Origin of the sequence: Bacillus sp. 105MF (genome assembly GCF_000374885.1) — a bacterium.
Classification (GTDB): domain Bacteria; phylum Bacillota; class Bacilli; order Bacillales; family Bacillaceae_G; genus Bacillus_A; species Bacillus_A pseudomycoides.
This window is the reverse complement of record NZ_KB895583.1, coordinates 76163-97101: the sequence shown is the minus strand read 5'-3', so window position 1 is coordinate 97101 and position 20939 is coordinate 76163. Positions and strand designations below refer to the sequence as shown.

Annotated in this window: 21 protein-coding genes, 16 tRNA genes, 1 pseudogene and 4 riboswitches; of the genes and pseudogenes, 36 read left to right on the top strand and 2 right to left on the bottom strand. The window is 37.4% G+C overall.

From position 1 onward, the window contains the following. Window positions 1-2 precede the first annotated feature (2 nt). The 18 genes from C564_RS0122530 (at window position 3) to C564_RS0122445 (ending at window position 3755) form a co-directional block, all read left to right on the top strand. Window positions 3-91 (top strand) — tRNA-Leu (locus tag C564_RS0122530). A gap of 3 nt (window positions 92-94) precedes the next feature. Further along, window positions 95-168 (top strand) — tRNA-Arg (locus C564_RS0122525). A gap of 10 nt (window positions 169-178) precedes the next feature. Then, window positions 179-252 (top strand) — tRNA-Pro (locus C564_RS0122520). Window positions 253-266: 14 nt separating this feature from the next. Next, window positions 267-339, top strand: a tRNA-Ala gene (locus tag C564_RS0122515). Window positions 340-355: 16 nt separating this feature from the next. Further along, window positions 356-432: transfer RNA gene (locus tag C564_RS0122510), tRNA-Met, on the top strand. Between the two features lie 4 nt (window positions 433-436). Then, window positions 437-513: transfer RNA gene (locus tag C564_RS0122505), tRNA-Ile, on the top strand. Window positions 514-530: 17 nt separating this feature from the next. Beyond that, window positions 531-623 (top strand) — tRNA-Ser (locus C564_RS0122500). A gap of 93 nt (window positions 624-716) precedes the next feature. Continuing rightward, window positions 717-809, top strand: a tRNA-Ser gene (locus C564_RS0122495). Between the two features lie 23 nt (window positions 810-832). Further along, window positions 833-909 (top strand) — tRNA-Met (locus tag C564_RS0122490). 3 nt (window positions 910-912) lie between these two features. Then, window positions 913-988 (top strand) — tRNA-Asp (locus tag C564_RS0122485). 10 nt (window positions 989-998) lie between these two features. Then, window positions 999-1071 (top strand) — tRNA-Phe (locus C564_RS0122480). A 15-nt stretch (window positions 1072-1086) separates the two neighbouring features. Then, window positions 1087-1162: transfer RNA gene (locus tag C564_RS0122475), tRNA-Thr, on the top strand. Window positions 1163-1165: 3 nt separating this feature from the next. Beyond that, window positions 1166-1236 (top strand) — tRNA-Trp (locus tag C564_RS0122470). A gap of 10 nt (window positions 1237-1246) precedes the next feature. Then, window positions 1247-1323 (top strand) — tRNA-Ile (locus C564_RS0122465). A 3-nt stretch (window positions 1324-1326) separates the two neighbouring features. Next, a tRNA-Asn gene (locus C564_RS0122460) sits at window positions 1327-1401 on the top strand. Window position 1402: 1 nt separating this feature from the next. Further along, window positions 1403-1474: transfer RNA gene (locus C564_RS0122455), tRNA-Glu, on the top strand. Window positions 1475-1649: 175 nt separating this feature from the next. Next, window positions 1650-2069, top strand: a complete 420-nt coding sequence (locus tag C564_RS0122450) for a CBS domain-containing protein (RefSeq protein WP_006093581.1) — start codon at window positions 1650-1652, stop codon at window positions 2067-2069. Between the two features lie 534 nt (window positions 2070-2603). Then, entirely contained in the window at window positions 2604-3755 is a 1152-nt protein-coding gene (locus C564_RS0122445; protein WP_006093582.1) for a DUF3965 domain-containing protein, read from the top strand. 120 nt (window positions 3756-3875) lie between these two features. On the opposite strand, the gene C564_RS0122440 is transcribed toward C564_RS0122445, so the two are convergent. Both C564_RS0122440 and C564_RS38470 read right to left on the bottom strand, forming a co-directional pair. After that, a complete protein-coding gene (locus tag C564_RS0122440) occupies window positions 3876-4208 on the bottom strand; it encodes a hypothetical protein (RefSeq protein WP_018766918.1) in 333 nt (110 codons plus the stop codon). Window positions 4209-4214: 6 nt separating this feature from the next. Next, a pseudogene (locus tag C564_RS38470) lies at window positions 4215-4373 on the bottom strand (M23 family metallopeptidase); the annotation flags it as partial. 780 nt (window positions 4374-5153) lie between these two features. Beyond that, a riboswitch (TPP riboswitch) is annotated at window positions 5154-5264 on the top strand. Window positions 5265-5325: 61 nt separating this feature from the next. Beyond that, a riboswitch (TPP riboswitch) is annotated at window positions 5326-5428 on the top strand. A gap of 85 nt (window positions 5429-5513) precedes the next feature. On the opposite strand from C564_RS38470, the gene tenA reads away from it, so the two are divergent. From tenA to kdpDN, 18 genes are all read left to right on the top strand, one after another. Then, the gene (gene tenA, locus C564_RS0122430) at window positions 5514-6209 is read left to right on the top strand and encodes a thiaminase II (RefSeq protein WP_003195302.1); all 696 of its coding nucleotides are present in this window, start codon (window positions 5514-5516) and stop codon (window positions 6207-6209) included. Beyond that, on the top strand, window positions 6178-6927 hold the full coding sequence (locus C564_RS0122425) for an ABC transporter ATP-binding protein (RefSeq protein ID WP_018766916.1): 750 nt from the start codon (window positions 6178-6180) through the stop codon (window positions 6925-6927). Before tenA ends, C564_RS0122425 begins: the two co-directional genes overlap by 32 nt. Beyond that, the gene (locus C564_RS0122420) at window positions 6924-7676 is read left to right on the top strand and encodes an ABC transporter permease (RefSeq protein WP_018766915.1); all 753 of its coding nucleotides are present in this window, start codon (window positions 6924-6926) and stop codon (window positions 7674-7676) included. Before C564_RS0122425 ends, C564_RS0122420 begins: the two co-directional genes overlap by 4 nt. Further along, window positions 7673-8674, top strand: coding sequence for an ABC transporter substrate-binding protein (locus C564_RS0122415; protein WP_018766914.1), 1002 nt, complete (start codon window positions 7673-7675; stop codon window positions 8672-8674). The genes C564_RS0122420 and C564_RS0122415 overlap by 4 nt, the downstream gene beginning before the upstream one ends. Before the next feature lie 10 nt (window positions 8675-8684). Beyond that, a complete protein-coding gene (gene tenI, locus C564_RS0122410; protein WP_018766913.1) occupies window positions 8685-9305 on the top strand; it encodes a thiazole tautomerase TenI in 621 nt (206 codons plus the stop codon). After that, entirely contained in the window at window positions 9298-10416 is a 1119-nt protein-coding gene (gene thiO / locus C564_RS0122405; RefSeq protein WP_018766912.1) for a glycine oxidase ThiO, read from the top strand. The genes tenI and thiO overlap by 8 nt, the downstream gene beginning before the upstream one ends. A 250-nt stretch (window positions 10417-10666) precedes the next feature. Further along, window positions 10667-10870 (top strand): sulfur carrier protein ThiS, encoded by a 204-nt coding sequence (gene thiS / locus C564_RS0122400; protein WP_006093590.1) that lies wholly within the window; start codon window positions 10667-10669, stop codon window positions 10868-10870. 2 nt (window positions 10871-10872) lie between these two features. Next, a complete protein-coding gene (locus C564_RS0122395) occupies window positions 10873-11643 on the top strand; it encodes a thiazole synthase (protein ID WP_018766911.1) in 771 nt (256 codons plus the stop codon). Continuing rightward, window positions 11636-12655 (top strand): thiazole biosynthesis adenylyltransferase ThiF, encoded by a 1020-nt coding sequence (locus C564_RS0122390; protein WP_018766910.1) that lies wholly within the window; start codon window positions 11636-11638, stop codon window positions 12653-12655. The genes C564_RS0122395 and C564_RS0122390 overlap by 8 nt, the downstream gene beginning before the upstream one ends. A 6-nt stretch (window positions 12656-12661) precedes the next feature. Continuing rightward, window positions 12662-13474, top strand: coding sequence for a bifunctional hydroxymethylpyrimidine kinase/phosphomethylpyrimidine kinase (gene thiD, locus C564_RS0122385; protein ID WP_033794856.1), 813 nt, complete (start codon window positions 12662-12664; stop codon window positions 13472-13474). A 251-nt stretch (window positions 13475-13725) separates the two neighbouring features. Continuing rightward, window positions 13726-13873, top strand: a riboswitch (cyclic di-AMP (ydaO/yuaA leader). A gap of 93 nt (window positions 13874-13966) precedes the next feature. After that, the gene (locus C564_RS0122380; RefSeq protein ID WP_003195320.1) at window positions 13967-14365 is read left to right on the top strand and encodes a hypothetical protein; all 399 of its coding nucleotides are present in this window, start codon (window positions 13967-13969) and stop codon (window positions 14363-14365) included. A gap of 13 nt (window positions 14366-14378) precedes the next feature. Beyond that, window positions 14379-14600 (top strand): hypothetical protein, encoded by a 222-nt coding sequence (locus C564_RS0122375; protein ID WP_003195323.1) that lies wholly within the window; start codon window positions 14379-14381, stop codon window positions 14598-14600. 256 nt (window positions 14601-14856) lie between these two features. Beyond that, a riboswitch (cyclic di-AMP (ydaO/yuaA leader) is annotated at window positions 14857-15000 on the top strand. A 101-nt stretch (window positions 15001-15101) separates the two neighbouring features. Beyond that, window positions 15102-15206 carry a hypothetical protein gene (locus tag C564_RS0122370; protein ID WP_016113183.1) on the top strand — a complete coding sequence of 35 codons (105 nt, stop codon included), beginning with the start codon at window positions 15102-15104 and terminating at the stop codon, window positions 15204-15206. After that, window positions 15203-15283 (top strand): K(+)-transporting ATPase subunit F, encoded by an 81-nt coding sequence (kdpF, locus tag C564_RS32475; protein WP_000972378.1) that lies wholly within the window; start codon window positions 15203-15205, stop codon window positions 15281-15283. The genes C564_RS0122370 and kdpF overlap by 4 nt, the downstream gene beginning before the upstream one ends. A gap of 19 nt (window positions 15284-15302) precedes the next feature. Beyond that, a complete protein-coding gene (gene kdpA, locus C564_RS0122360) occupies window positions 15303-16970 on the top strand; it encodes a potassium-transporting ATPase subunit KdpA (RefSeq protein WP_003195325.1) in 1668 nt (555 codons plus the stop codon). Window positions 16971-16983: 13 nt separating this feature from the next. After that, window positions 16984-19083: a potassium-transporting ATPase subunit KdpB gene (gene kdpB, locus C564_RS0122355; protein ID WP_018766907.1), complete on the top strand. Its 2100-nt coding sequence runs from the start codon at window positions 16984-16986 to the stop codon at window positions 19081-19083. Between the two features lie 18 nt (window positions 19084-19101). After that, on the top strand, window positions 19102-19683 hold the full coding sequence (gene kdpC, locus C564_RS0122350) for a K(+)-transporting ATPase subunit C (protein ID WP_003195330.1): 582 nt from the start codon (window positions 19102-19104) through the stop codon (window positions 19681-19683). Window positions 19684-19746: 63 nt separating this feature from the next. Then, on the top strand, window positions 19747-20892 hold the full coding sequence (gene kdpDN / locus C564_RS0122345; RefSeq protein WP_018766906.1) for a KdpD-like non-kinase potassium sensor: 1146 nt from the start codon (window positions 19747-19749) through the stop codon (window positions 20890-20892). The last annotated feature ends 47 nt before the right edge of the window (window positions 20893-20939 follow it).

Here is a 20939-nt window from a genome sequence, read left to right as displayed (position 1 = left end):
ATGCCGGGGTGGCGGAACAGGCAGACGCACAGGACTTAAAATCCTGCGGTGGGTGACCACCGTGCGGGTTCGACCCCCGCCCTCGGCACCATATGCGCCCGTAGCTCAATTGGATAGAGCGTTTGACTACGGATCAAAAGGTTAGGGGTTCGAGTCCTCTCGGGCGCGCTTTTATTAACGGGAAGTGGCTCAGCTTGGTAGAGCACCTGGTTTGGGACCAGGGGGTCGCAGGTTCAAATCCTGTCTTCCCGATATTTTTAAAACATGGGGCCTTAGCTCAGCTGGGAGAGCGCCTGCCTTGCACGCAGGAGGTCAGCGGTTCGATCCCGCTAGGCTCCACTTATAACTTTATTATGGCGGTGTAGCTCAGCTGGCTAGAGCGTACGGTTCATACCCGTGAGGTCGGGGGTTCGATCCCCTCCGCCGCTACCATAAAGGACCTTTAGCTCAGCTGGTTAGAGCAGACGGCTCATAACCGTCCGGTCGTAGGTTCGAGTCCTACAAGGTCCACCATTTAAAGTAAATTCCCTGGAGGTATACCCAAGTCTGGCTGAAGGGATCGGTCTTGAAAACCGACAGGCGGCGAGAGTCGCGCGGGGGTTCGAATCCCTCTACCTCCTCCATTTTATAATAATTAAAATGGAATGATTGGATAGTTAATAAAAACTATTAGATGTACAAAGATAACTAAAAGATATAATTAATATTTATTTCATGGAGGTATACCCAAGTTCGGCTGAAGGGATCGGTCTTGAAAACCGACAGGCGGCGAGAGTCGCGCGGGGGTTCGAATCCCTCTACCTCCTCCATTTTTAAAATAATATAATACCGTCGCGGGGTGGAGCAGTTCGGTAGCTCGTCGGGCTCATAACCCGAAGGTCGCAGGTTCAAATCCTGTCCCCGCAACCAAATGGTCCCGTGGTGTAGTGGTTAACATGCCTGCCTGTCACGCAGGAGATCGCCGGTTCGACCCCGGTCGGGACCGCCATTTATATAAAGGCTCGGTAGCTCAGTCGGTAGAGCAGAGGACTGAAAATCCTCGTGTCGGCGGTTCGATTCCGTCCCGAGCCATCTTTTTTTTGACAAGCCGGCTTAGCTCAATTGGTAGAGCAACTGACTTGTAATCAGTAGGTTGGGGGTTCAAGTCCTCTAGCCGGCACCACTTAGGGGCATAGTTTAAAGGTAGAACAGAGGTCTCCAAAACCTCCAGTGTGGGTTCGATTCCTACTGCCCCTGTAAGAAATATGGGCCTATAGCTCAGCTGGTTAGAGCGCACGCCTGATAAGCGTGAGGTCGATGGTTCGAGTCCATTTAGGCCCACCATATTCCGCAGTAGCTCAGTGGTAGAGCTATCGGCTGTTAACCGATCGGTCGTAGGTTCGAGTCCTACCTGCGGAGCCATGGCCCGTTGGTCAAGCGGTTAAGACACCGCCCTTTCACGGCGGTAACACGGGTTCGAATCCCGTACGGGTCATAAAAAAGAGTCAGCAATTAGCTGGCTCTTTTTTTCTTGTGAAAAATATAATGTGAAGTTACGTTCTTTTCTAATATACGATATCGTCAATCCAAAATCCCTCTATTTATTATGAAATAAATAGAGGGATTTTGGAAAAACTATAGTATGTATAAAAAGGAGGGAATAGAGCTACATGACAACAGTTAGAGAATTTATGAGTACCGATATTGTGCAATGTACACCGCTAGATAATGTATATGAAGCTGCTGTGAAAATGAAAGAAGAGGCCATTGGGATGATTCCAATTGTAGAGAATAATCAAGTGGTTGGTCTTGTCACAGATCGTGATTTAGTTGTTCGTGGAATTGCTGAGAAACATCCTGGGTCTAATAAAATTACAAATGTCATGACAACAGAAATTGTTTCCGTATCTCCTGATGACCCTATTGAAAATGCTACAGAGTTAATGGCACAGCATCAAATCAGAAGACTACCTGTAGTTGAGAATGGCGAGCTTGTTGGAATGTTAGCGCTAGGTGATTTAGCAATAGCAGAGAAAGCTGATGATCAAGCTGGATTTGCTTTAAGTGAGATTTCCGAGCATACAGAATAACGAATAGATGCAGATTATTTTCAGGCTAGAAAATACAGTGTATTTAGGTGCTAGAGAATAGGTAAGATTGGATACGTTTTATTCCGCATTAACGGGCAGTAAGCTCCCCCACCTCAAGGTTCAGAGAGAAGCAAGGAAGATAGGTGAGGGATAACTGCCTGTAAAAGCCCGATTGGTGAGGACTTTCCATCAGTGGTGGATGAAGAAAATCCCTACTGATGGAAGTTTCACCTTATTAATACTGCAAGCAAAATTATATTGTTATTAAAACGTATCCAAAATGTTAGGCATAGATGTATATAAAGTGTAAAGATGCTTAGCTAAGTATATATGAAGAATGATATATGTTAATTTCATTTGAAATTTTGGTTAAAAATTCCTATTGCTAATTTTTGTTATGTTAAAAATGATATAATAATAAATATAAGTTTTATAATTTATTTTGAATATATTAATATTAATATTTATAATGTTATGTTTATCTACTAAGCTATCAAAGATTTTATATATAAATAGAAATGGAGGGGAAATGATATGAGGGATGTACAAAGTAATCCAAATTGGAATTTGGTTACAGATGTTTATGTAGAACCAAATAATTTTGCGGATTTATTTTCTTTACTTGTACCAAATCATCCAAAAGGCGAAGGAAAAGAACGGACAATTTTAGCTTGGAAAGAAAAAGAATTTTATAAACAAGAAAACTTGGCTCCGTTTATTTTATATGGAATGAATAAGGTGCAGGACTTGCCACAGTTCCATAAGGATGAAATACCAACTTTAATTCGTATTGTTCGTTTATGCCAGAAAATCGGTTGGTATAAGGAAGCGTATACATTTATGGTGAACCAAAGATTAGATGAATTTGTACATACATCTATGGAATATGAAACGTGGGATATTTTAACTCAAGTTGTGGCTTGGAACTACTTAATTGTAAAATATCGAATTGGCAAATTGGAAAATGATGATGTAATGATATGGGAAAGAATTAAATTTAATACAGAGTGTATTGAAAAATGTGAGAAGCTATTATCTCATAAGGAAGTAATGGAACTTACATTCTTTTATATTTGCAAACAGGCAAAATTATTGTCCAAAGAACAATTAGATCAAGAGATGATGAACTTAGCAATATACTGCAATACATACGTTTATGACTTATACATATATGACTTATTAAAAAAATATCGTAAGTGTACGGATTTTTTAACATATTATGGACCAAGTCGTTCTGTTGTTGCATGTCAAAGGGCTGTAATTTCTCAAATTTCTGATCGCCTTAATCCATTAAAAACCACGCATGTGGATGATTATCTTTATGTAATGAAAGAAATGATGGAGCACATGTCGTTTGAATTTATGAATCGATATGAGCATTTCATTGGAAAACTATTATCATATGTACCATTTTTTGAAATGATTCAAGTTCCGCAACATGCATATTATTGTGAAGAGTTGATGTATGTTTGTAAAGGAATTGAACATAAGGAAGAACTTTTGCGGAATTATATATTTATACAATTACATGATTGTTTACCGTCATTTATCAAACAATTTCTAAAGAATAAGCGTTATGCAACGATTCATGATATTTTATTTTACTGGTGTGATGATGAACAACGAGTGGGATTAGAGAAGAAATATAATTTAAGTTTTATTTATGAACGATATGCGTGTGGGTAAAGAAAAGTTTTGTGCTTTCCCTTGTTCACTCTCTATAATGTATAAATAAAAAAAGGTCTCACACTTCAAGTGAGACCTTTTTTTATTTAGTCGTAAATGAGAAGTAGACATACGTCCATTCTAAGCTTCTTGTTGTTTCTTACGGTGATCAGGAATGTAAATATATTGGGAAATAATGAGTAGTACCCCTATAAAAAATACAGGGAATATAGCAGCCAGGTGAAAACCACTATAAATAATATTTGTTATTAAACCGCCGATAATAACAAATGCAGTATATATATGAGAAATGTGTTTCTTTAGTCGGATTTTGAATGCTTCCATCAAAGATTCGATAGTAACAAATAAGATAACGATACTCAAAAAAACAATGTTAGTATTGTAAATTACTAAACAACAAATTAAACCGAGAAAAGCCAAATACTCAATTATTAAGGCAATATTACGTGGCATATAATATTACCGAACTAAATACTGCAGTGGATTTACTGCGTTTGTTTTTTCAAAATTCCATTCACCATTATGTAATTCAAAATGGAGGTGCTGCCCAAATGAATGGCCTGTATTTTCCATATGTCCTAACAATTCCCCAGTCTGAACTTGATCACCAACATTTACAATATAACCGTTTTTCCGTTTAGTAGATGTAGAAATATTTGTATTTTTTACGGAGTTAGCACTATTCCTTTTTTTTATTTTATTATTCGAATATAATATTTTTAGATTCGTTTTTATATATTGAGTGTTTTGTGTAGGCAATTCTTGAGCTGCTATAGTACGTGTATCTACTTGAGTTATGGATGGAAGTAGAGATGCGACTGCGACAGTAGTTGCCGTTAAAGCTGTAGCTTTCTGTTTCATCTAATATTAGCCCCCCATAGATGTGTTAATACATTCCCTATTATAGTATAAAGATATAATATTTTGTGCATTATTCATATAACTGTAATATGAAATGAGAAAAATAACAATTTTTTAATGGAATCGAAATATATTAAAAGAATAACAGATTAATAATCATTATAATATGGATTAAAAATAATTGATATTTTCTGAATAGATATATAAATCTAAATTGAAAAACTGACAGAAAAGCTTTCTTTTTAGGAGGGAGAGAGCATCCGACCATGCATAGAAGCGGTTAGATCCTTTTCCTACCCCGTACCAAGTTAAACAAAAAGAGAAAATGAGTACAGGTCACCTTTTATTCTTCATAGCCGCGACTTATATGTTGGAAAATCAAAATGGATATATTTATTTTTCATATTTTATATAAGTAGAACTTTGATGTAAAGAATTCTTACTTTGTATTGGATTCATGGCTCGTAAATAGGATTGGAATAAGTTAAAACAGTTGCTGATGATGGATGACAGTGTTATACTGACTATGGTAATTTCATATTGTGCTAGGAGAGTTGGTGTTGCCAGCTGAGAGTAAGGCCGAGAGTCTTTGATCCTTTACTACCTGATCTAGATTATGCTAGCGTAGGGAAGCAATTCGGACATTAACAGTAAGTCCCTGTTTCTTTGCGTAAAGAAACAGGGCTTTTTTATTTGACAATTTTATAGTAGAAACCACTAGGGGTGCTTTATGTGCTGAGAGAGGAATAATCCTTAACCCTTACTGACCTGATCTAGATTATGCTAGCGTAGGGAAGTGGAGCAACGAATAAATGTATTTTTATTTGATGTAACCACTTCTTATAGAGGAGTGGTTTTTTATTTGGATAAATTGATATAAAGGAAGGGGAAATATAAATGAAGTTTTGTGAGAGATTATTTGAGACAGTACAGCCTGTTTGGGAAAAAAGTCATAATCACCCATTTGTAACTGGGATGGGGGACGGTACATTAGAAAAAGATAAATTCCAATATTACATCATACAAGATTATTTATATTTACTAGATTATGCAAAATTATATGCAATTGGAGTTGTGAAAGCGACTAATCCGCAAGTTATGGCAAAATTTGCAGAACAAATAGACGGCATTTTAAATGGAGAAATGACGATCCATAAACAGTATGCAAAACGCCTTGGTATTTCTGTACAAGAGATGGAAGAGGCAAAACCATCTGCTAAAAATTTAGCGTATACAAACTATATGATGTCAGTATCTCAAAATGGTACGCTTGCAGAGTTAATTGCGGCTCTGCTTCCATGTATGTGGAGCTACTGGGAAATTGGAAAGCGTTTAAATGATATTCCAGGAGCAAGGGATCATGAGTTCTTTGGGGAGTGGATTCAAGGATATAGCTCAGAAGAGTATGGAAACCTTTGCATTTGGCTAATGGATTTATTAAATGAACTAGCTGAAGGAAAGTCTGAACAAGAGTTAGACAAATTAGAAGAGATTTTCTTATATTCCAGCCGCTTTGAGTATTTATTCTGGGATATGGCGTATCGTAAGGAGATGTGGGGTTTTGAGGAGCAAGAGCATACTACAATTTCATAATGTTTCCTTTCATTATGATGAAAAGCCAATTATAAAGGGTCTGGATGCCTCGGTACAGGAAAAAGAGTGTGTTAGTATCATTGGACCGAGTGGCTGTGGCAAAAGTACATTATTTCGTTTAATTACAGGATTAGAAGAACCGACGGCTGGAACGATTCAACTTACAGAAACCTCGAGTCATCCTGTAGGGTATATGCCACAAAAAGATATGCTCCTGCCGTGGAGAACAATTATTGAAAATGCGGCATTGCCTTTAGAGTGCCAGGGGATAAAGAAAAAAGAAGCACATGTAAAGGCAAAAGACCTGTTAGAACAATTTGGTTTACAAGGATACGAGAACAAATATCCGAAAGATTTATCAGGGGGTATGCGGCAGCGAGTGTCCTTTATTCGAACTTTATTAACAGGCGGGGACATTTTATTGTTAGATGAGCCGTTTAGCGCATTAGATGCATTAACGAAAGCAACGTTGCAAGAATGGTTGTTTGAGCAATGGAAACAGTGGCAAAAAACCATTTTATTTATTACACACGATGTAGAAGAAGCACTTTTTCTTTCTAATCGGATTTTAATAGTGACAGAGCAGCCTATAACAACTTTAACGGAGCGTGTTGTACCACTTGGAACGGAGCGCTCAAGAAAAGATTTGCATAAGCCTGAGATACTAGGGCTAAAAGATGAGTTACTCGGTATGCTGCAAAGGCAGGTGCTCGTATGAAACGTGTGACAGAGCTACTACCAGCACTGATTTTAAGTAGCATACTACTCATAGCTTGGGAAGTGGGGGCTAGAATTGTAGATGAGATGTATATTTTGCCATCTCCTACTGCAATTCTAGCTAAAATGTGGGCACTGCGTGACATATTACTTATAGTTCATTTGCCAGCAACCTTATATGTAGTCTTAATCGGCGTAGTTATTTCTATTGTACTTGGTGTTGGACTGGCGATGTCTATGAATGCGAGTAAATGGATAGAAAGAGCTTTTTATCCGTTACTAGTTGCTTCACAAACGATTCCAATTACTGCTTTAGCACCATTATTTGTTTTATGGTTTGGCTATTCAATTTGGAGCAAAGTCGTTGTGACAGTTTTGATTACCTTTTTCCCCATTGCGGTAAATACGTATGATGGATTGCGCAGCACGAAAAAGGAATGGGAGGAGCTTTTAGTGACATATGGTGCAACGAAAAAAGATATTTTTCTAAAGTTAAAGTTGCCATCTGCACTTCCGTACTTTTTCTCTGCTTTAAAAATTGCTGTTCCACTTAGTGTCATTGGAGCAGCAATTGGTGAGTGGCTTGGTGCACAAGCTGGTTTAGGATACTTTAGTAAACGAATGATGACACAGCTAGACGGAGCTGGTGTGTTTGCGCCGATTGTACTTCTATCATTACTAGCTATTTTATTTGTATTATTTGTTTCTATATTAGAAAAGAAATTCATTAGTTGGAGGAAACATTCATGAAATTATTCAAACGCATCTTTGTGTTTACATTATTAGTTGCAATGATTGCAGGATGTTCTAGCAATTCATCATCAGAAAAGAAAAAGGCTGAAAAAGAAGTAACAGTTATGCTCGACTGGTATCCAAATGCGGTGCATAGCTTTATCTATGCAGCGATTGAAAAAGGATACTTTAAAGAAGAAGGAGTAAAGGTGAATATTAAATTCCCTTCTAATCCAACCGATCCATTAACATTAGCGGCAGCGGGGAAAGTAACAGTTGGTTTATATTATCAACCAGATGTTGTCATTGCAAAAGCGAATGAACAAATTCCAGTGAAATCAATCGGAGCTGTGGTCCGTTCACCATTAAATCACGTCGTATCATTAAAATCAGCGGGAATCAATTCACCAAAAGATTTAGAAGGAAAGACAGTTGGTTATTCTGGAACACCTTTAAGTGAAGCGTATTTAAAAACGATGGTAAAAGAAGCTGGTGGTAATCCTGATACTGTAAAAGTAGTAGATGTTGGATTTGATTTAGTACCAGCATTAATTACGAAAAAAGTAGATGCTGTCACAGGTGCTTATATTAACCATGAAGTTCCTGTTATGCGTCATGAAGGCCATGAACCAGCGTACTTCAACCCAGCTGACTATGGTGTACCAAATTATCATGAACTTGTTTTTGTAACAGGTGATAAAACGTTGAAAAAAGATAAAGAAGCGTTGCAAGCCTTTTTACGAGGTGCGAAAAAAGGATATGAATTTATGAAAAAGAATCCAGACGAAGCACTGGGTATTTTATTAAATCATCAAGAAAAGGAAAATTTCCCACTTGTTCCAGAAGTTGAAAAAGAAAGTGTGAAAATTTTGTTAGAGAAAATGGAAACGAAAGATGAGCCATTTTTATCAGATACGAAAGAGTCATGGGAAAAACAAAATAAATGGTTGAAAGAAAAAGGCATGACAAAAGAGAGTGTTCCTGCCAATGAATTATTCGAAAATATTTTAAAGTAGGCGAGTGAATATGAAAGATGAGCTCCACGTTATCTCAAATGGCCAGATGGCATTCGAGGAGTTAGCGAATGTAGCGATGAAAATTGAGAGTGAGATTGATTATTTGCATATTCGTGAGCGAGAGAAAAGTACGAAAGAGTTATATGAAGGTGTGGAAGGTCTCCTCAAAGGAGGCTTTCCGGCATCTAAGCTTGTGATTAATGATCGAATCGATATTGCAATTCTATTAAATATTCCTCGCGTACAATTGGGATATCGAAGTGCTGATGTCAGGTCTGTAAAGGAAAAGTTTTCTTATTTGCATGTTGGTTATTCTGTGCATTCTTTAGAAGAAGCGATAGTAGCGTTCAAAAATGGAGCAGATTCACTTGTTTATGGTCATGTATTTCCAACGAGTTGTAAGAAAGATGTTCCGGCAAGAGGGTTGGAAGAGATTTCAGATATAGCAAGGCGATTAACGATACCGATTACAGCTATTGGAGGGATAACACCTAAAAATATAGGAGAGGTTCTTAGAGCTGGCGTGAGTGGTATTGCTGTTATGTCTGGGATTGTAAGTGATAGTAATCCGTATAAGCAGGCAAGGTTGTACAAGGAGACAATAAGAAAGTGGGCGAAAAATCATGAGTAAGAAGTATGATGTAGCCATTATTGGCGGCGGTGTGATTGGGAGTTCAGTTGCACATTTTCTAGCGGAAAGAGGATACCAAGTTGCAATTGTTGAGAAACAAAGGATTGCGTCTGAAGCTTCTAAAGCAGCGGCAGGTTTACTTGGTGTACAGGCGGAGTGGGATGCGTACGATCCACTATTTGAGCTTGCTAGAAAAAGCCGTGCAATATTTCCACAACTTGCAGCAGTTTTACGTGAAAAAACGGGTATTGATATTGGATATGAAGAAAAAGGTATATATCGTATAGCCCAAAATGAAGATGAGAAGACAAGAATACTAGATATTATGGACTGGCAACAGAAAACAGGTGAAGAATCATATTTTCTGACAGGAGATGAGCTTTATGAAAAAGAGCCATTCCTCTCTTCATCGATCATTGGGGCTGTATATTATCCAAAAGATGGTCATGTTATTGCACCGGAACTTACAAAGGCATTTGCACACTCTGCGGCCATTTCTGGTGCTGATATATATGAACAAACAGAAGTATTTGATATCAAAATAGAAGACAACCGAGTAGTAGGAATTGTTACGAATGAAGGTATGATTACATGTGAAAAGGTAGTAATTGCTGGTGGTTCGTGGAGTACAAAACTACTTCATCATTTTCATAGTGATTGGGGTACATATCCTGTAAAAGGAGAAGTTGTTGCCGTAAAGAGCTGTAAACCATTGCTGCAATCTCCTATTTTCCAAGAGCGGTTTTATATCGCGCCAAAACGTGGTGGACGCTATGTAATTGGAGCAACGATGAAGCCTCACACGTTTACTAAGTCTGTACAACCAGAAAGTATTACTTCGATATTAGAACGTGCTTATACAATCTTGCCGGCTTTGAAAGAAGCTGAATGGGAAAGTACGTGGGCGGGATTACGCCCGCAATCTAATCACGAGGTTCCTTATATGGGGGCACATGAGGAAATAAAAGGATTATATGCTTGTACCGGTCATTACAGAAACGGTATTTTATTAAGTCCCGTTTCTGGTCAATATATGGCAGATTTAATAGAAGGAAAGCAAGGGAATTATTTGCTAGATTCATTGGTTTCTAAATCAATTTATCCTGCATGAACTAGCAGTAAACGCCTGATTGATGGGGGATAAAGAGAACACATGTTGATTAAAGTTTCACTTTATATAAATGTATTTTGATTTTTTAACATGTAAGTCAATGTGACAAAGAATAAAAGCTGAACTACACTCGTTTTTTTCTTTGTTTTTACTTGGCATGGGGCAGGAAAAGGATCTGACCGCTTCTATGCATGGTCGGATGCTCTCTCCCATCTAACAAGAAAGGTTTATATAGAAAGGGGATGGAAGTTTGAATTTGAAAATTAATGGTAAGCAAGTAGAGGTACCTGGGAGTGTTAAGACAGTAGCAGAATTGCTTACACATTTAGGATTGGATACGAAAATTGTTGTGGTGGAACGTAACCAAGATATTTTGCAAAAAGAAGACCATCGAGATATATCTGTTTTTGATGGAGACCAAATTGAGATTGTAACTTTCGTAGGAGGCGGTTGATTATGTTGAACATTGGACCATTTACATTTCATTCTAGACTTTTATTAGGAACAGGGAAATTTTCTGATTTTGATGTACAAAGAAAAGCAATTGAAGTATCAGAGGCAGAAATTTTAACATTTGCAGTACGTCGTATGGATATATTTGATGTAGACCAACCCAATTTATTAGAAAAAATTGATGTGAAAAAATATACATTACTCCCAAATACAGCAGGGGCAAAAAATGCTGAAGAAGCAGTTCGTATTGCGAAATTAGCAAAAGCTTCAGGGCTTTGTGACATGGTAAAAGTAGAGGTTATTGGTGATGACAGAACGTTATTACCTGATCCAGTGGAGACTTTAAAAGCCTCTGAAATGTTGTTAGAAGAAGGATTTATTGTTCTTCCTTATACATCTGATGATGTTGTATTGGCACGTAAATTACAGGAACTTGGTGTTCATGCGATTATGCCTGGTGCATCACCAATTGGCTCAGGACTTGGAATTGTAAATCCATTAAACTTAAGCTTTATTATTGAACAAGCAAAAGTACCGGTAATTGTGGATGCAGGTGTTGGTAGTCCAGCTGATGCAGCATTTGCGATGGAATTAGGAGCGGATGGTGTGCTATTAAATACAGCTGTATCTGGAGCGAAGGATCCTATTAAAATGGCAGAAGCAATGAAATTAGGTATTCATGCAGGACGTTTAGGATTTGAAGCAGGACGTATTGCACGTAAGCGTTGCGCGACAGCAAGTAGCCCGTTAGAAGGAATGAGCGTAGTTGAATAATCGATATTCTCGCCAAGAGTTATTTTCTCCAATTGGTGAAAAAGGGCAGCAAAAAATAGGCGGAAAGCATGTGTTAATCATTGGTGCTGGGGCACTTGGTAGCGCGAATGCAGAGATGCTTGTAAGAGCTGGCGTCGGCCATGTGACGATTGTGGATCGCGATTATATTGATTGGAGCAATTTACAACGTCAGCAGCTATATTGTGAGGAGGATGTAGAAAGTAATCTTCCGAAGGCTGTAGCAGCACAAAGACGTTTGCAAGCGATTAATAGCAATGTAATTGTAGAAGCATATGTTCAAGATGTGACAGCAGAGGAATTAGAACAGCTTGTTACAAATGTCGATGTAATAATTGATGCGACTGATAATTTTGAAACACGTTTTATCGTTAATGATATATCACAAAAACATTCAATTCCGTGGGTTTATGGGGCGTGTGTAGGAAGTTACGGCCTTTCTTATACGATTTTACCAGGAAAAACGCCATGTTTATCTTGTTTATTACAATCTATTCCGCTTGGCGGAGCAACATGTGATACAGCAGGTATTATTTCATCTGCTGTATCTCTCGTTGTTTCTCATCAAGTAACGGAAACGATTAAAATTTTAGTAGAGGATTATGAAGCACTTCGTGATGGACTTGTGTCGTTTGATGTATGGAAAAACGAATATTCATGTATGAATGTGCAAAAGCTTCGAAAGCCGAATTGTCCATCATGTGGTGGGGAAGCACTCTACCCATATTTAAGTAAAGAGAATACATCGAAAACTGCAGTTTTATGTGGAAGAAATACAGTTCAAATCAGACCTCCTTATAAAGAACAATTAGATTTTAAACGATATAAAGAGCTGCTGCGCGATCGCGTAGCAGATTTAATGGTAAATCCCTATTTATTATCATTTTCAGTTGAAGGAAAGCGACTAGTTGCCTTTCAAGATGGACGCGTACTTGTGCATGGAACAAAAGATATAGTGGAAGCAAAAACGATTTATCATCGCTATTTTGGATAGAAAAGGATGAGTGAGATGAAAGTGAATAAAGCTTTAACAATTGCTGGATCAGATAGCGGCGGTGGTGCAGGTATTCAAGCAGATTTAAAAACATTTCAAGAGCTTGGTGTATATGGAATGACAGCTATTACAGCTATTACAGCTCAAAACACACTTGGTGTGCAAGGAGTATATCCTGTTACCCTTGAAGGGATTCAGGAGCAATTAAATTCAATTGGTGCTGATTTAACACCAGATGCTGTTAAGCTCGGCATGCTATTTAGCAGTGAAATTATTAAGGTCGTTGCAGAAAATATTAAAAAGTTTGGCTGGAATAATATTGTACTAGATCCTGTTATGATTGCCAAAGGTGGTGCATCGTTATTACAGAAAGAAGCAGTGCAAGCATTGAAAGAACATTTATTACCAATTGCAACTGTTGTGACTCCGAATGTACCGGAAGCAGAAGTATTAACAGGGATGGAGATTCATAACATCCAAGATAGTAAAGAAGCTGCAAAAGAGTTGTATAGATTAGGAGCCAAGTACGTTCTTATGAAAGGTGGACATGCGGATTATCAAGGAAATGAAGTTATTGATTTCTTATTTGATGGTGAACAATTTATTGAGTATAGAAGTGAAAGAATTGATTCAAAACAAACGCATGGTAGCGGTTGTACATTTGCATCTGCTGTAACGGCAGGACTTGCAAATGGGTATCCAATCGAAGAAGCGGTTCGAGAAGCGAAAAAGTTTATTAGCATAGCAATTGAACAGCAATTGAATATTGGAAGTGGTCATGGGCCAACGAACCATTTTGCATATAAAGTGAAACTTTAATCAGTGGGGAGCTTCATCCCCCACTGATTATTAGCCTTCACCAATCGGGCTTTTACAGGCAGTTGATTTCCCATCTAGTAGCTTTTGCTTTCGCTGCATTTTTGGGGATCTTACTGCCTGTTAATGCGGGGCAAACGTCAAGAAACTCGTGCATAAATATTCAAGTTTTGATGGGGAAGCCAGTTTTATAACTGGCTTTTTTTATTGTTTACTTTTTCCATATTTAGGAGTATTATATCAGCCAGAATCTGTTTTTTGTAACGCTGAGTCTGATTCATTTGGAGCGGAGGAACCAAATTGTGCATGGTCACTAGGGGTGAATCTTTCATGATGAAAGTAGGGCTACTCTCAAAGTCCGAATCCGACAGCTAACTTCGTAAGCGTCTTGAGAGAGGATGGTGCATGGATGGATACATCACTTCATCGGTCTGATTAGTATAGGAGAATATCAATCTATATTTGAATTCTTTTATGCTAAGGAGGATGATGTACATGGATGGGGAAAAAGAGGTAACGCTCATTTGTGTAGGGGAAGAGGAAAAAGTAAACAGTTTACGAGAATTAGTGCCTTTTCAACAAGATATGATTATTTTTACCGCAACTGAACATGTAGCGGCTGAAGTGCGAGCATGTGGATTTGAATCAACTTATTGTTGCAATGGTGAGCAGAATTTAACTAATATTTGCAAGAGGATTAAAAAAGTAATCCTGCTAGGAGATGAGCTTCCAACAGTTAGCTTTTTTACCGAGCGTATTCGATTTTCTTTTCAAGCACCTATTACAGTTGTCACAAGAAATAAAAGATATCCGGTAAGGCTCTATCAAACAATTGGAGCTACATTTGTAGTGTTTACAAATTGTGATAACATTTCTTTTTTATTTTTTGAATAGGGCGGGGGAAGTGATGATGAAGGTGTTATTACGCGAGGATATAGCGCATCGTTGGGCAGTATCAGTAGAGCGAGTTCAAGAATTAGCAATGGATTCTATGTTTCCAAAACCATATATGATATTGCCATCAGAAGAGAGTTTGTATTTAGAAACGGATATTATTGCGTATGAAATGTTGCATGTGGAACTAACACGAGTCTACATTCGTGGGAGAAACTTGCGTTCATTTTTATAATGCAAAAAGGGAATGAATTCAAGGTACTATTAAAACGGTACTCAAATTCATTCTCTTTTTTTATTTCATATTAAAAATCGATTTTGATGAAAAAGAAAGAAAAGACAAGGAAACAGATGATAAAATATTAATCTTAATCAATGTAAGCGTTTAAATGATGAAATATTTTCTTATTTTAGGTAATTTTACTCTTTACAAGTTAAATATAGAGGAGTATATTTACATTCATAAATTGTTCATAAATATTTCCAAAAACAACCTGATATCGCTGAGTCCAGAAATGGAGCGGGGGAACCAATTTTGTGCATTGTCACTTGGGGTGAATCTTTCATTACGAAAGTAGGGCTACTCTTTAGGCCCGAATCCGACAGCTAACCTCGTAAGCGTTTGGAGAGGAGGTTTACTTTTGTGTTGTTCATTTTTGAACACTGAGTAGAGCCTCAGTGTTCTTTTTTTGATGGGTATATGGTAAAATTTAACATTTTAAAGTGAGGGATTATAATGCTTGATGTTGTGATGATCGGAATCTGTGTTGTATTGGTAGCATCTATGATAGGGCTAGCGAGCTGGTCAGATAAAGTTGTGAAAGAAGGGAAGCAATCATGATGATTGCCTTATCGGTTATTGTTGCAGCAATTACGGTGTATTTAGTTTATGCGTTATTAAATCCAGAAAAGTTTTAACTAGGGGGAAGCATTTATTATGATTTGGGTCGCAGTTGTAATCACAATGTTGTTATTCATTCTTGTCGCAAAGCCAACGGGTATTTATTTAGAGAAAGCCTTTCAAGGAAATAGCAGATTAGAAAAAGTATTTGGGCCTTTTGAAAAGATTATTTTCAAAATTGCAGGTGTTAAAGCGTATAACCAGAGTTGGAAACAATACGCTTTATCGCTAGTTGCACTCAATGGTTTCATGATCGTTGTTGTATACTTCATCTTTCGCTTACAAGGCGTGCTTCCATTAAATCCAGCTCATATTGAAGGGATGGAGCCAACGCTTGCTTTTAATACAGCAATCAGCTTTATGGCGGATACAAACTTACAGCATTATAGCGGCGAAAACGGATTATCTTATTTATCACAATTAATTGGGATCACATTTTTAATGTTTGCTGCACCGGCAACGACATTAGCACTTGTTATGGCTTTTATAAGAGGATTAGCAGGCAAGGAACTGGGGAACTTTTTCGTTGATTTTACTCGAGCTTTAACAAGGGTCTTTCTTCCCATTGCATTTGTTGCAGCACTGATTTTTGTTGCGCTTGGTGTACCGCAAACTTTAGACGGAGCAGTTACAGCACAAACAATTGAAGGTGTGAAACAAAGTATTTTGCGTGGTCCTGTAGCTTCATTTGTTTCAATTAAGGAACTTGGTAACAATGGTGGCGGATTCTTCGGAGCAAACTCCACACATCCATTTGAGAATCCAGGACAAATCAGTAACATCTTACAAATGATGCTCATGATGTTACTGCCAACAGCTTTACCGTTTACGTATGGACGAATGGTTGGTAATAAGAAACAAGGGCGTATCCTTTTTGTTTCCCTATTTATGGTATTTTTAATTGGGTTTGTAACGATTGTTTCATCTGAATTACATGGGAATCCAGTATTAAATCAAATGGGTATGGAACATGTGCAAGGCAGTACAGAAGGAAAAGAAGTACGATTTGGAACAGTCTTTTCTTCACTGTATGCGACAGTAACAACAGCAGCCGAAACAGGTGCAGTTGATACAATGCATGATACGTTAACACCAATCGGTGGATTGGTACCACTTGTAAACATGATGTTAAATACAGTGTTTGGTGGTGTTGGAGCAGGTTTTGTCAATATCATTATGTACGCAATTATTGCAGTCTTTATATCTGGATTAATGGTTGGACGGACACCAGAATTTTTAGGTAAGAAAATTGAAGGAAAAGAAATGAAATTAATTGCGGTAACAATATTATTTCATCCATTGCTTATTTTAGGATTTTCAGCATTGGCCCTTTCAACTCATTTAGGGACGGATGCGATTTCTCACTCAGGTTTTCATGGTTTAACGCAAGTTGTATATGAGTATACATCTTCTGCTGCGAACAATGGATCTGGATTTGAGGGACTAGGAGATAATACACCATTTTGGAATATTACAACTGGTTTAGTAATGTTTTTAGGACGTTATTTCAGTTTAATTACGATGTTAGCTGTTGCAGCTTCATTGAAAGAGAAGACGGTAGTGCCAGAAACAGTAGGAACATTCCGCACAGATAATAGTTTATTTGGGGGCATTTTCATTGGAACAATTGTAATTGTTGGTGCATTAACGTTCTTCCCAATGTTAGTGCTAGGACCAATTGCAGAATTTCTTACATTGAAGTAATGGAGGGGAAATGATGAAACCAGTAGTGGTAAAAGAAAAACAAGCAAATCAATCGATTCCATCGTCAATACATGTTGTAGAAAGTGAAGTTAGACAAGCGAAAACAATGGATCGTGATATTGTTACACATGCGATGAAACAATCAGTTGCAAAACTGAATCCAAAAGTAATGGTGAAAAATCCAATTATGTTCGTAGTAGAAATTGGATTTATTATCACTTTTATTTTATCGTTTCTTCCTAATATATCTAGTAGTATACCAGGTTGGTTTAATATAACAGTTTCTCTCATTCTATTATTTACAGTGTTATTTGCGAATTTTGCAGAAGCATTAGCTGAAGGGCGTGGGAAAGCGCAAGCAGATTCTTTGAAACAATCGAAGAAAGATGTATTTGCAAATGTCATAAAAGAGAATGGGAAAATCGTTCAAGTTTCAGCGACTGAGCTGAGAAAAGGTGACATTGTAATTGTAAAGCAAGGGGAAATGATTCCAAGTGATGGTGAAGTCATTAAAGGTTTGGCATCGGTGGATGAATCAGCAATTACAGGTGAATCTGCTCCTGTTATTAAAGAAGCAGGTGGTGATTTTTGTTCGGTAACAGGCGGTACAATGGTTGTTAGTGATGAGATTACAATTTCGATTACAAGCAATCCAGGTGAGTCATTTATAGATAAAATGATCTCTTTAGTAGAAGGGGCTGCCCGTCAAAAAACACCAAATGAGATTGCTCTGAATACAGTACTGACAAGTTTAACTCTTATTTTCTTAATTGTAGTTGTAACACTACCGATTTTTACAAATTATTTAGGGTTTAAGATTGATACAGCCGTACTTGTTGCACTTCTTGTTTGTTTAATTCCAACAACAATTGGAGGATTATTATCCGCGATTGGGATTGCAGGAATGGACCGTGTTACGAAATTTAATGTATTAGCAATGTCAGGTAAAGCTGTAGAGGCTGCGGGTGATATTAATACAATTATTTTAGATAAAACGGGTACTATTACTTTTGGAAACCGGATGGCACATACATTACTTCCTGTAGGAAACGAAACAATTGAACAATTAGCAAAATGGGCTGCATTAGGATCAGTTTTAGATGAAACACCAGAAGGTCGTTCTGTAATTGAATATGTAAAATCAAAAGCTTTATCATATAACAGTGAGCTTGCTGAGCAAGGAGAATTTGTTCCGTTTAAAGCAGAAACAAGAATGAGTGGTGTAGACTTACTTGATGGTACAAAAGTAAGAAAAGGTGCAGTTGGTGCTGTTATTGAGTGGGTACAAGCACAAGGTGGTACGATTCCAAAAGATGTGAATCAAAAGGCAGATTTAATTTCAAAAGAAGGTGGGACACCACTTGTAGTTGCAGTGGATGATCGTATTTATGGCTTAATCTATTTAAAGGATACTGTAAAACCTGGTATGCGTGAACGTTTTGAACAACTTCGCCAAATGGGAATCAAAACGGTCATGTGTACAGGGGATAACCCATTAACAGCAGCAACAATTGCGAAAGAAGCAGGTGTAGATGAATTTGTTGCAGAATGTAAGCCAGAAGATAAAATTGCAGTTATTAAAGCAGAACAAGATAAAGGAAAACTTGTGGCAATGACTGGTGATGGTACGAATGACGCACCAGCATTAGCACAAGCGGATGTTGGGTTAGCGATGAATAGTGGAACAACAGCTGCGAAAGAAGCAGCTAATATGATTGATCTAGATTCCAATCCAACAAAAATTATTGAGGTTGTAGGTATTGGTAAACAGCTGTTAATGACGCGTGGTGCGTTAACAACGTTCAGTATCGCGAATGATATAGCAAAATATTTTGCGATTATTCCAGCGATGTTTACATTAGCAATTCCGCAAATGGAAGCACTGAACATAATGAAATTAACTTCGCCACTTTCAGCTATTTTATCAGCATTAATATTTAATGCGATTATCATTCCATTACTCATTCCATTAGCAATGAAGGGGATTGCGTATAAACCGATGAGTTCCAATGCATTGCTTGGTCGAAACCTATTAATTTACGGACTTGGAGGAGTCATTGTTCCTTTCATTGGGATTAAGGTAATTGATCTAATTGTAGGATTGTTCATATAAGGAAGAGGGGAAAAGAAAATGGCTAAAAAACAAAATATACTTTCACCGGTCATTCGTGTTACCTTTACATTTCTTGTTCTTTGTGGGCTTTTATACCCGCTGCTTGTAACTGGAATTGCGCAAGCAGTGATGAAGGATAATGCGGATGGAAGTCTTATATATAATGAAAAAAATGAAGTAATTGGCTCAAAGTTAATCGGCCAAAACTTTAAAGACCCACGTTATTTTCATGGACGCGTCTCTAGTATAGAATATAAAGCAGAAGCGTCAGGATCAAATAACTATGCACCATCTAATCCTGATTTAGTAAAACGTGTAGAAGAAAGTGTAGCGGATTGGAAGGATAAAAATCCGACTGTTTCAGTTACGGAAGTACCGATGGATTTAGTGACGAATTCAGGTTCTGGATTAGATCCTGATATTAGTCCAAAGGCAGCTTACGTACAAGTTGATCGTATTTCAAAATTAACGAATATTCCGAAAGAAAAACTAAATCAAATGATTAAGTCTCAAACAGAAGGTGCTACATTAGGATTATTTGGAGAGGATCGTGTGAACGTTTTGAAATTAAATTTAGAATTACAAAAAATAATGAAATAGTACTGTTACTACCTCAATCCAATCGATTGAGGTAGCGTTGTTTACTGGGAAGGAGTGCGTGTAATGTATGCAGATGACTATAAACCGACGTTTCAAAGACGAACGCCGGAAGAATATTTAGAATATATACGCCAGCAAAATCGCGGGAAATTAAAGCTGTATGTAGGTGCTGCTCCAGGAGTAGGGAAAAGTTATAAAATGTTGTTTGATGCGCAAGAAATGAAAAAAGAGAATATTGATATTGTGATAGGTTTAATTGAAACGCATGGAAGAAAAGAAACAGAAGAAGCAATTGCTGATTTAGAAAGAATACCGTTAAAAGAAATAAACTATAAAGGAAAAGTATTTTATGAGCTCGATGTAGAGGGGGTTATAAAGCGAGCACCACAAGTAGTTGTTGTGGATGAATTGGCACATAGTAATATACCTGGATTAAAACATAAAAAACGTTATATGGATGTAGAAGAATTATTGGACGCTGGGATATCAGTATTATCAGCGTTTAATATTCAACACTTAGAAAGCGTTCATGATATTGTGGAACAAATCACGAATGTAAAAGTACGAGAGCGTATTCCTGATTTTATTTTACAAAAAGCAAATGAAATTCAACTTGTTGATGTAACCCCTGAAGTTTTGAGGAAACGATTGACAGATGGAAAGATATATAAAGAAGAAAAAATTCAGCAAAGCTTACAAAATTTTTTTACGGTTAATAATTTAGGAGCTTTACGAGAGTTATCACTTCGTGAAGTTGCCGACGATATGGACGAGAAGATTAGTCAGTCAGTGACAGAACCAATAGGTGTAAAAGAAAAAATTCTCGTTTGTGTGCAATATAGTTCAACAGCAGAGAAATTAATACGGCGTGGTTGGCGTATGGCAGATCGATTAAACGCTGAATTGTATGTATTAAATGTTGAAAGAGAAAATATAGAATCATTATCGGCAAGCAAAAGACAAACAATTGAGGAGTGGCAAGCGTTAACGAATCAATTTCATGCTACTTTCGTATTGGAAGAAGCGAAAGGAAGAAAGCCAGCTGATGTCATTATTGAAGTGGCAAAACGATTACAGGCCACCCAAATTTTACTTGGTCAATCAGCAAGAACAAGATGGGAAGAAATTCGAAAAGGATCAATTGTAAATGAAATTATGAGGCAGACGAAGCATATTGATATTCATATTGTGGCGGATCAGAGAGTATAAAAAAGAGAATGTCCAAATGCAGTAAAATAGCTGTTTTCGGACATTCT

What these genes read in the sequence shown, in the direction of transcription:
- C564_RS0122450 (WP_006093581.1), top strand. Translation starts at nt 1,650, where the DNA reads ATGACAACAGTTAGAGAATTTATGAGTACCGATATTGTGCAATGTACA.
- C564_RS0122445 (WP_006093582.1), top strand. Translation starts at nt 2,604, where the DNA reads ATGAGGGATGTACAAAGTAATCCAAATTGGAATTTGGTTACAGATGTT.
- C564_RS0122440 (WP_018766918.1), bottom strand. Translation starts at nt 4,208, where the DNA reads ATGCCACGTAATATTGCCTTAATAATTGAGTATTTGGCTTTTCTCGGT.
- tenA (WP_003195302.1), top strand. Translation starts at nt 5,514, where the DNA reads ATGAAGTTTTGTGAGAGATTATTTGAGACAGTACAGCCTGTTTGGGAA.
- C564_RS0122420 (WP_018766915.1), top strand. Translation starts at nt 6,924, where the DNA reads ATGAAACGTGTGACAGAGCTACTACCAGCACTGATTTTAAGTAGCATA.
- C564_RS0122415 (WP_018766914.1), top strand. Translation starts at nt 7,673, where the DNA reads ATGAAATTATTCAAACGCATCTTTGTGTTTACATTATTAGTTGCAATG.
- tenI (WP_018766913.1), top strand. Translation starts at nt 8,685, where the DNA reads ATGAAAGATGAGCTCCACGTTATCTCAAATGGCCAGATGGCATTCGAG.
- thiO (WP_018766912.1), top strand. Translation starts at nt 9,298, where the DNA reads ATGAGTAAGAAGTATGATGTAGCCATTATTGGCGGCGGTGTGATTGGG.
- C564_RS0122395 (WP_018766911.1), top strand. Translation starts at nt 10,873, where the DNA reads ATGTTGAACATTGGACCATTTACATTTCATTCTAGACTTTTATTAGGA.
- thiD (WP_033794856.1), top strand. Translation starts at nt 12,662, where the DNA reads ATGAGTGAGATGAAAGTGAATAAAGCTTTAACAATTGCTGGATCAGAT.
- C564_RS0122380 (WP_003195320.1), top strand. Translation starts at nt 13,967, where the DNA reads ATGGATGGGGAAAAAGAGGTAACGCTCATTTGTGTAGGGGAAGAGGAA.
- C564_RS0122375 (WP_003195323.1), top strand. Translation starts at nt 14,379, where the DNA reads ATGATGAAGGTGTTATTACGCGAGGATATAGCGCATCGTTGGGCAGTA.
- C564_RS0122370 (WP_016113183.1), top strand. Translation starts at nt 15,102, where the DNA reads ATGCTTGATGTTGTGATGATCGGAATCTGTGTTGTATTGGTAGCATCT.
- kdpF (WP_000972378.1), top strand. Translation starts at nt 15,203, where the DNA reads ATGATGATTGCCTTATCGGTTATTGTTGCAGCAATTACGGTGTATTTA.
- kdpA (WP_003195325.1), top strand. Translation starts at nt 15,303, where the DNA reads ATGATTTGGGTCGCAGTTGTAATCACAATGTTGTTATTCATTCTTGTC.
- kdpB (WP_018766907.1), top strand. Translation starts at nt 16,984, where the DNA reads ATGAAACCAGTAGTGGTAAAAGAAAAACAAGCAAATCAATCGATTCCA.
- kdpC (WP_003195330.1), top strand. Translation starts at nt 19,102, where the DNA reads ATGGCTAAAAAACAAAATATACTTTCACCGGTCATTCGTGTTACCTTT.
- kdpDN (WP_018766906.1), top strand. Translation starts at nt 19,747, where the DNA reads ATGTATGCAGATGACTATAAACCGACGTTTCAAAGACGAACGCCGGAA.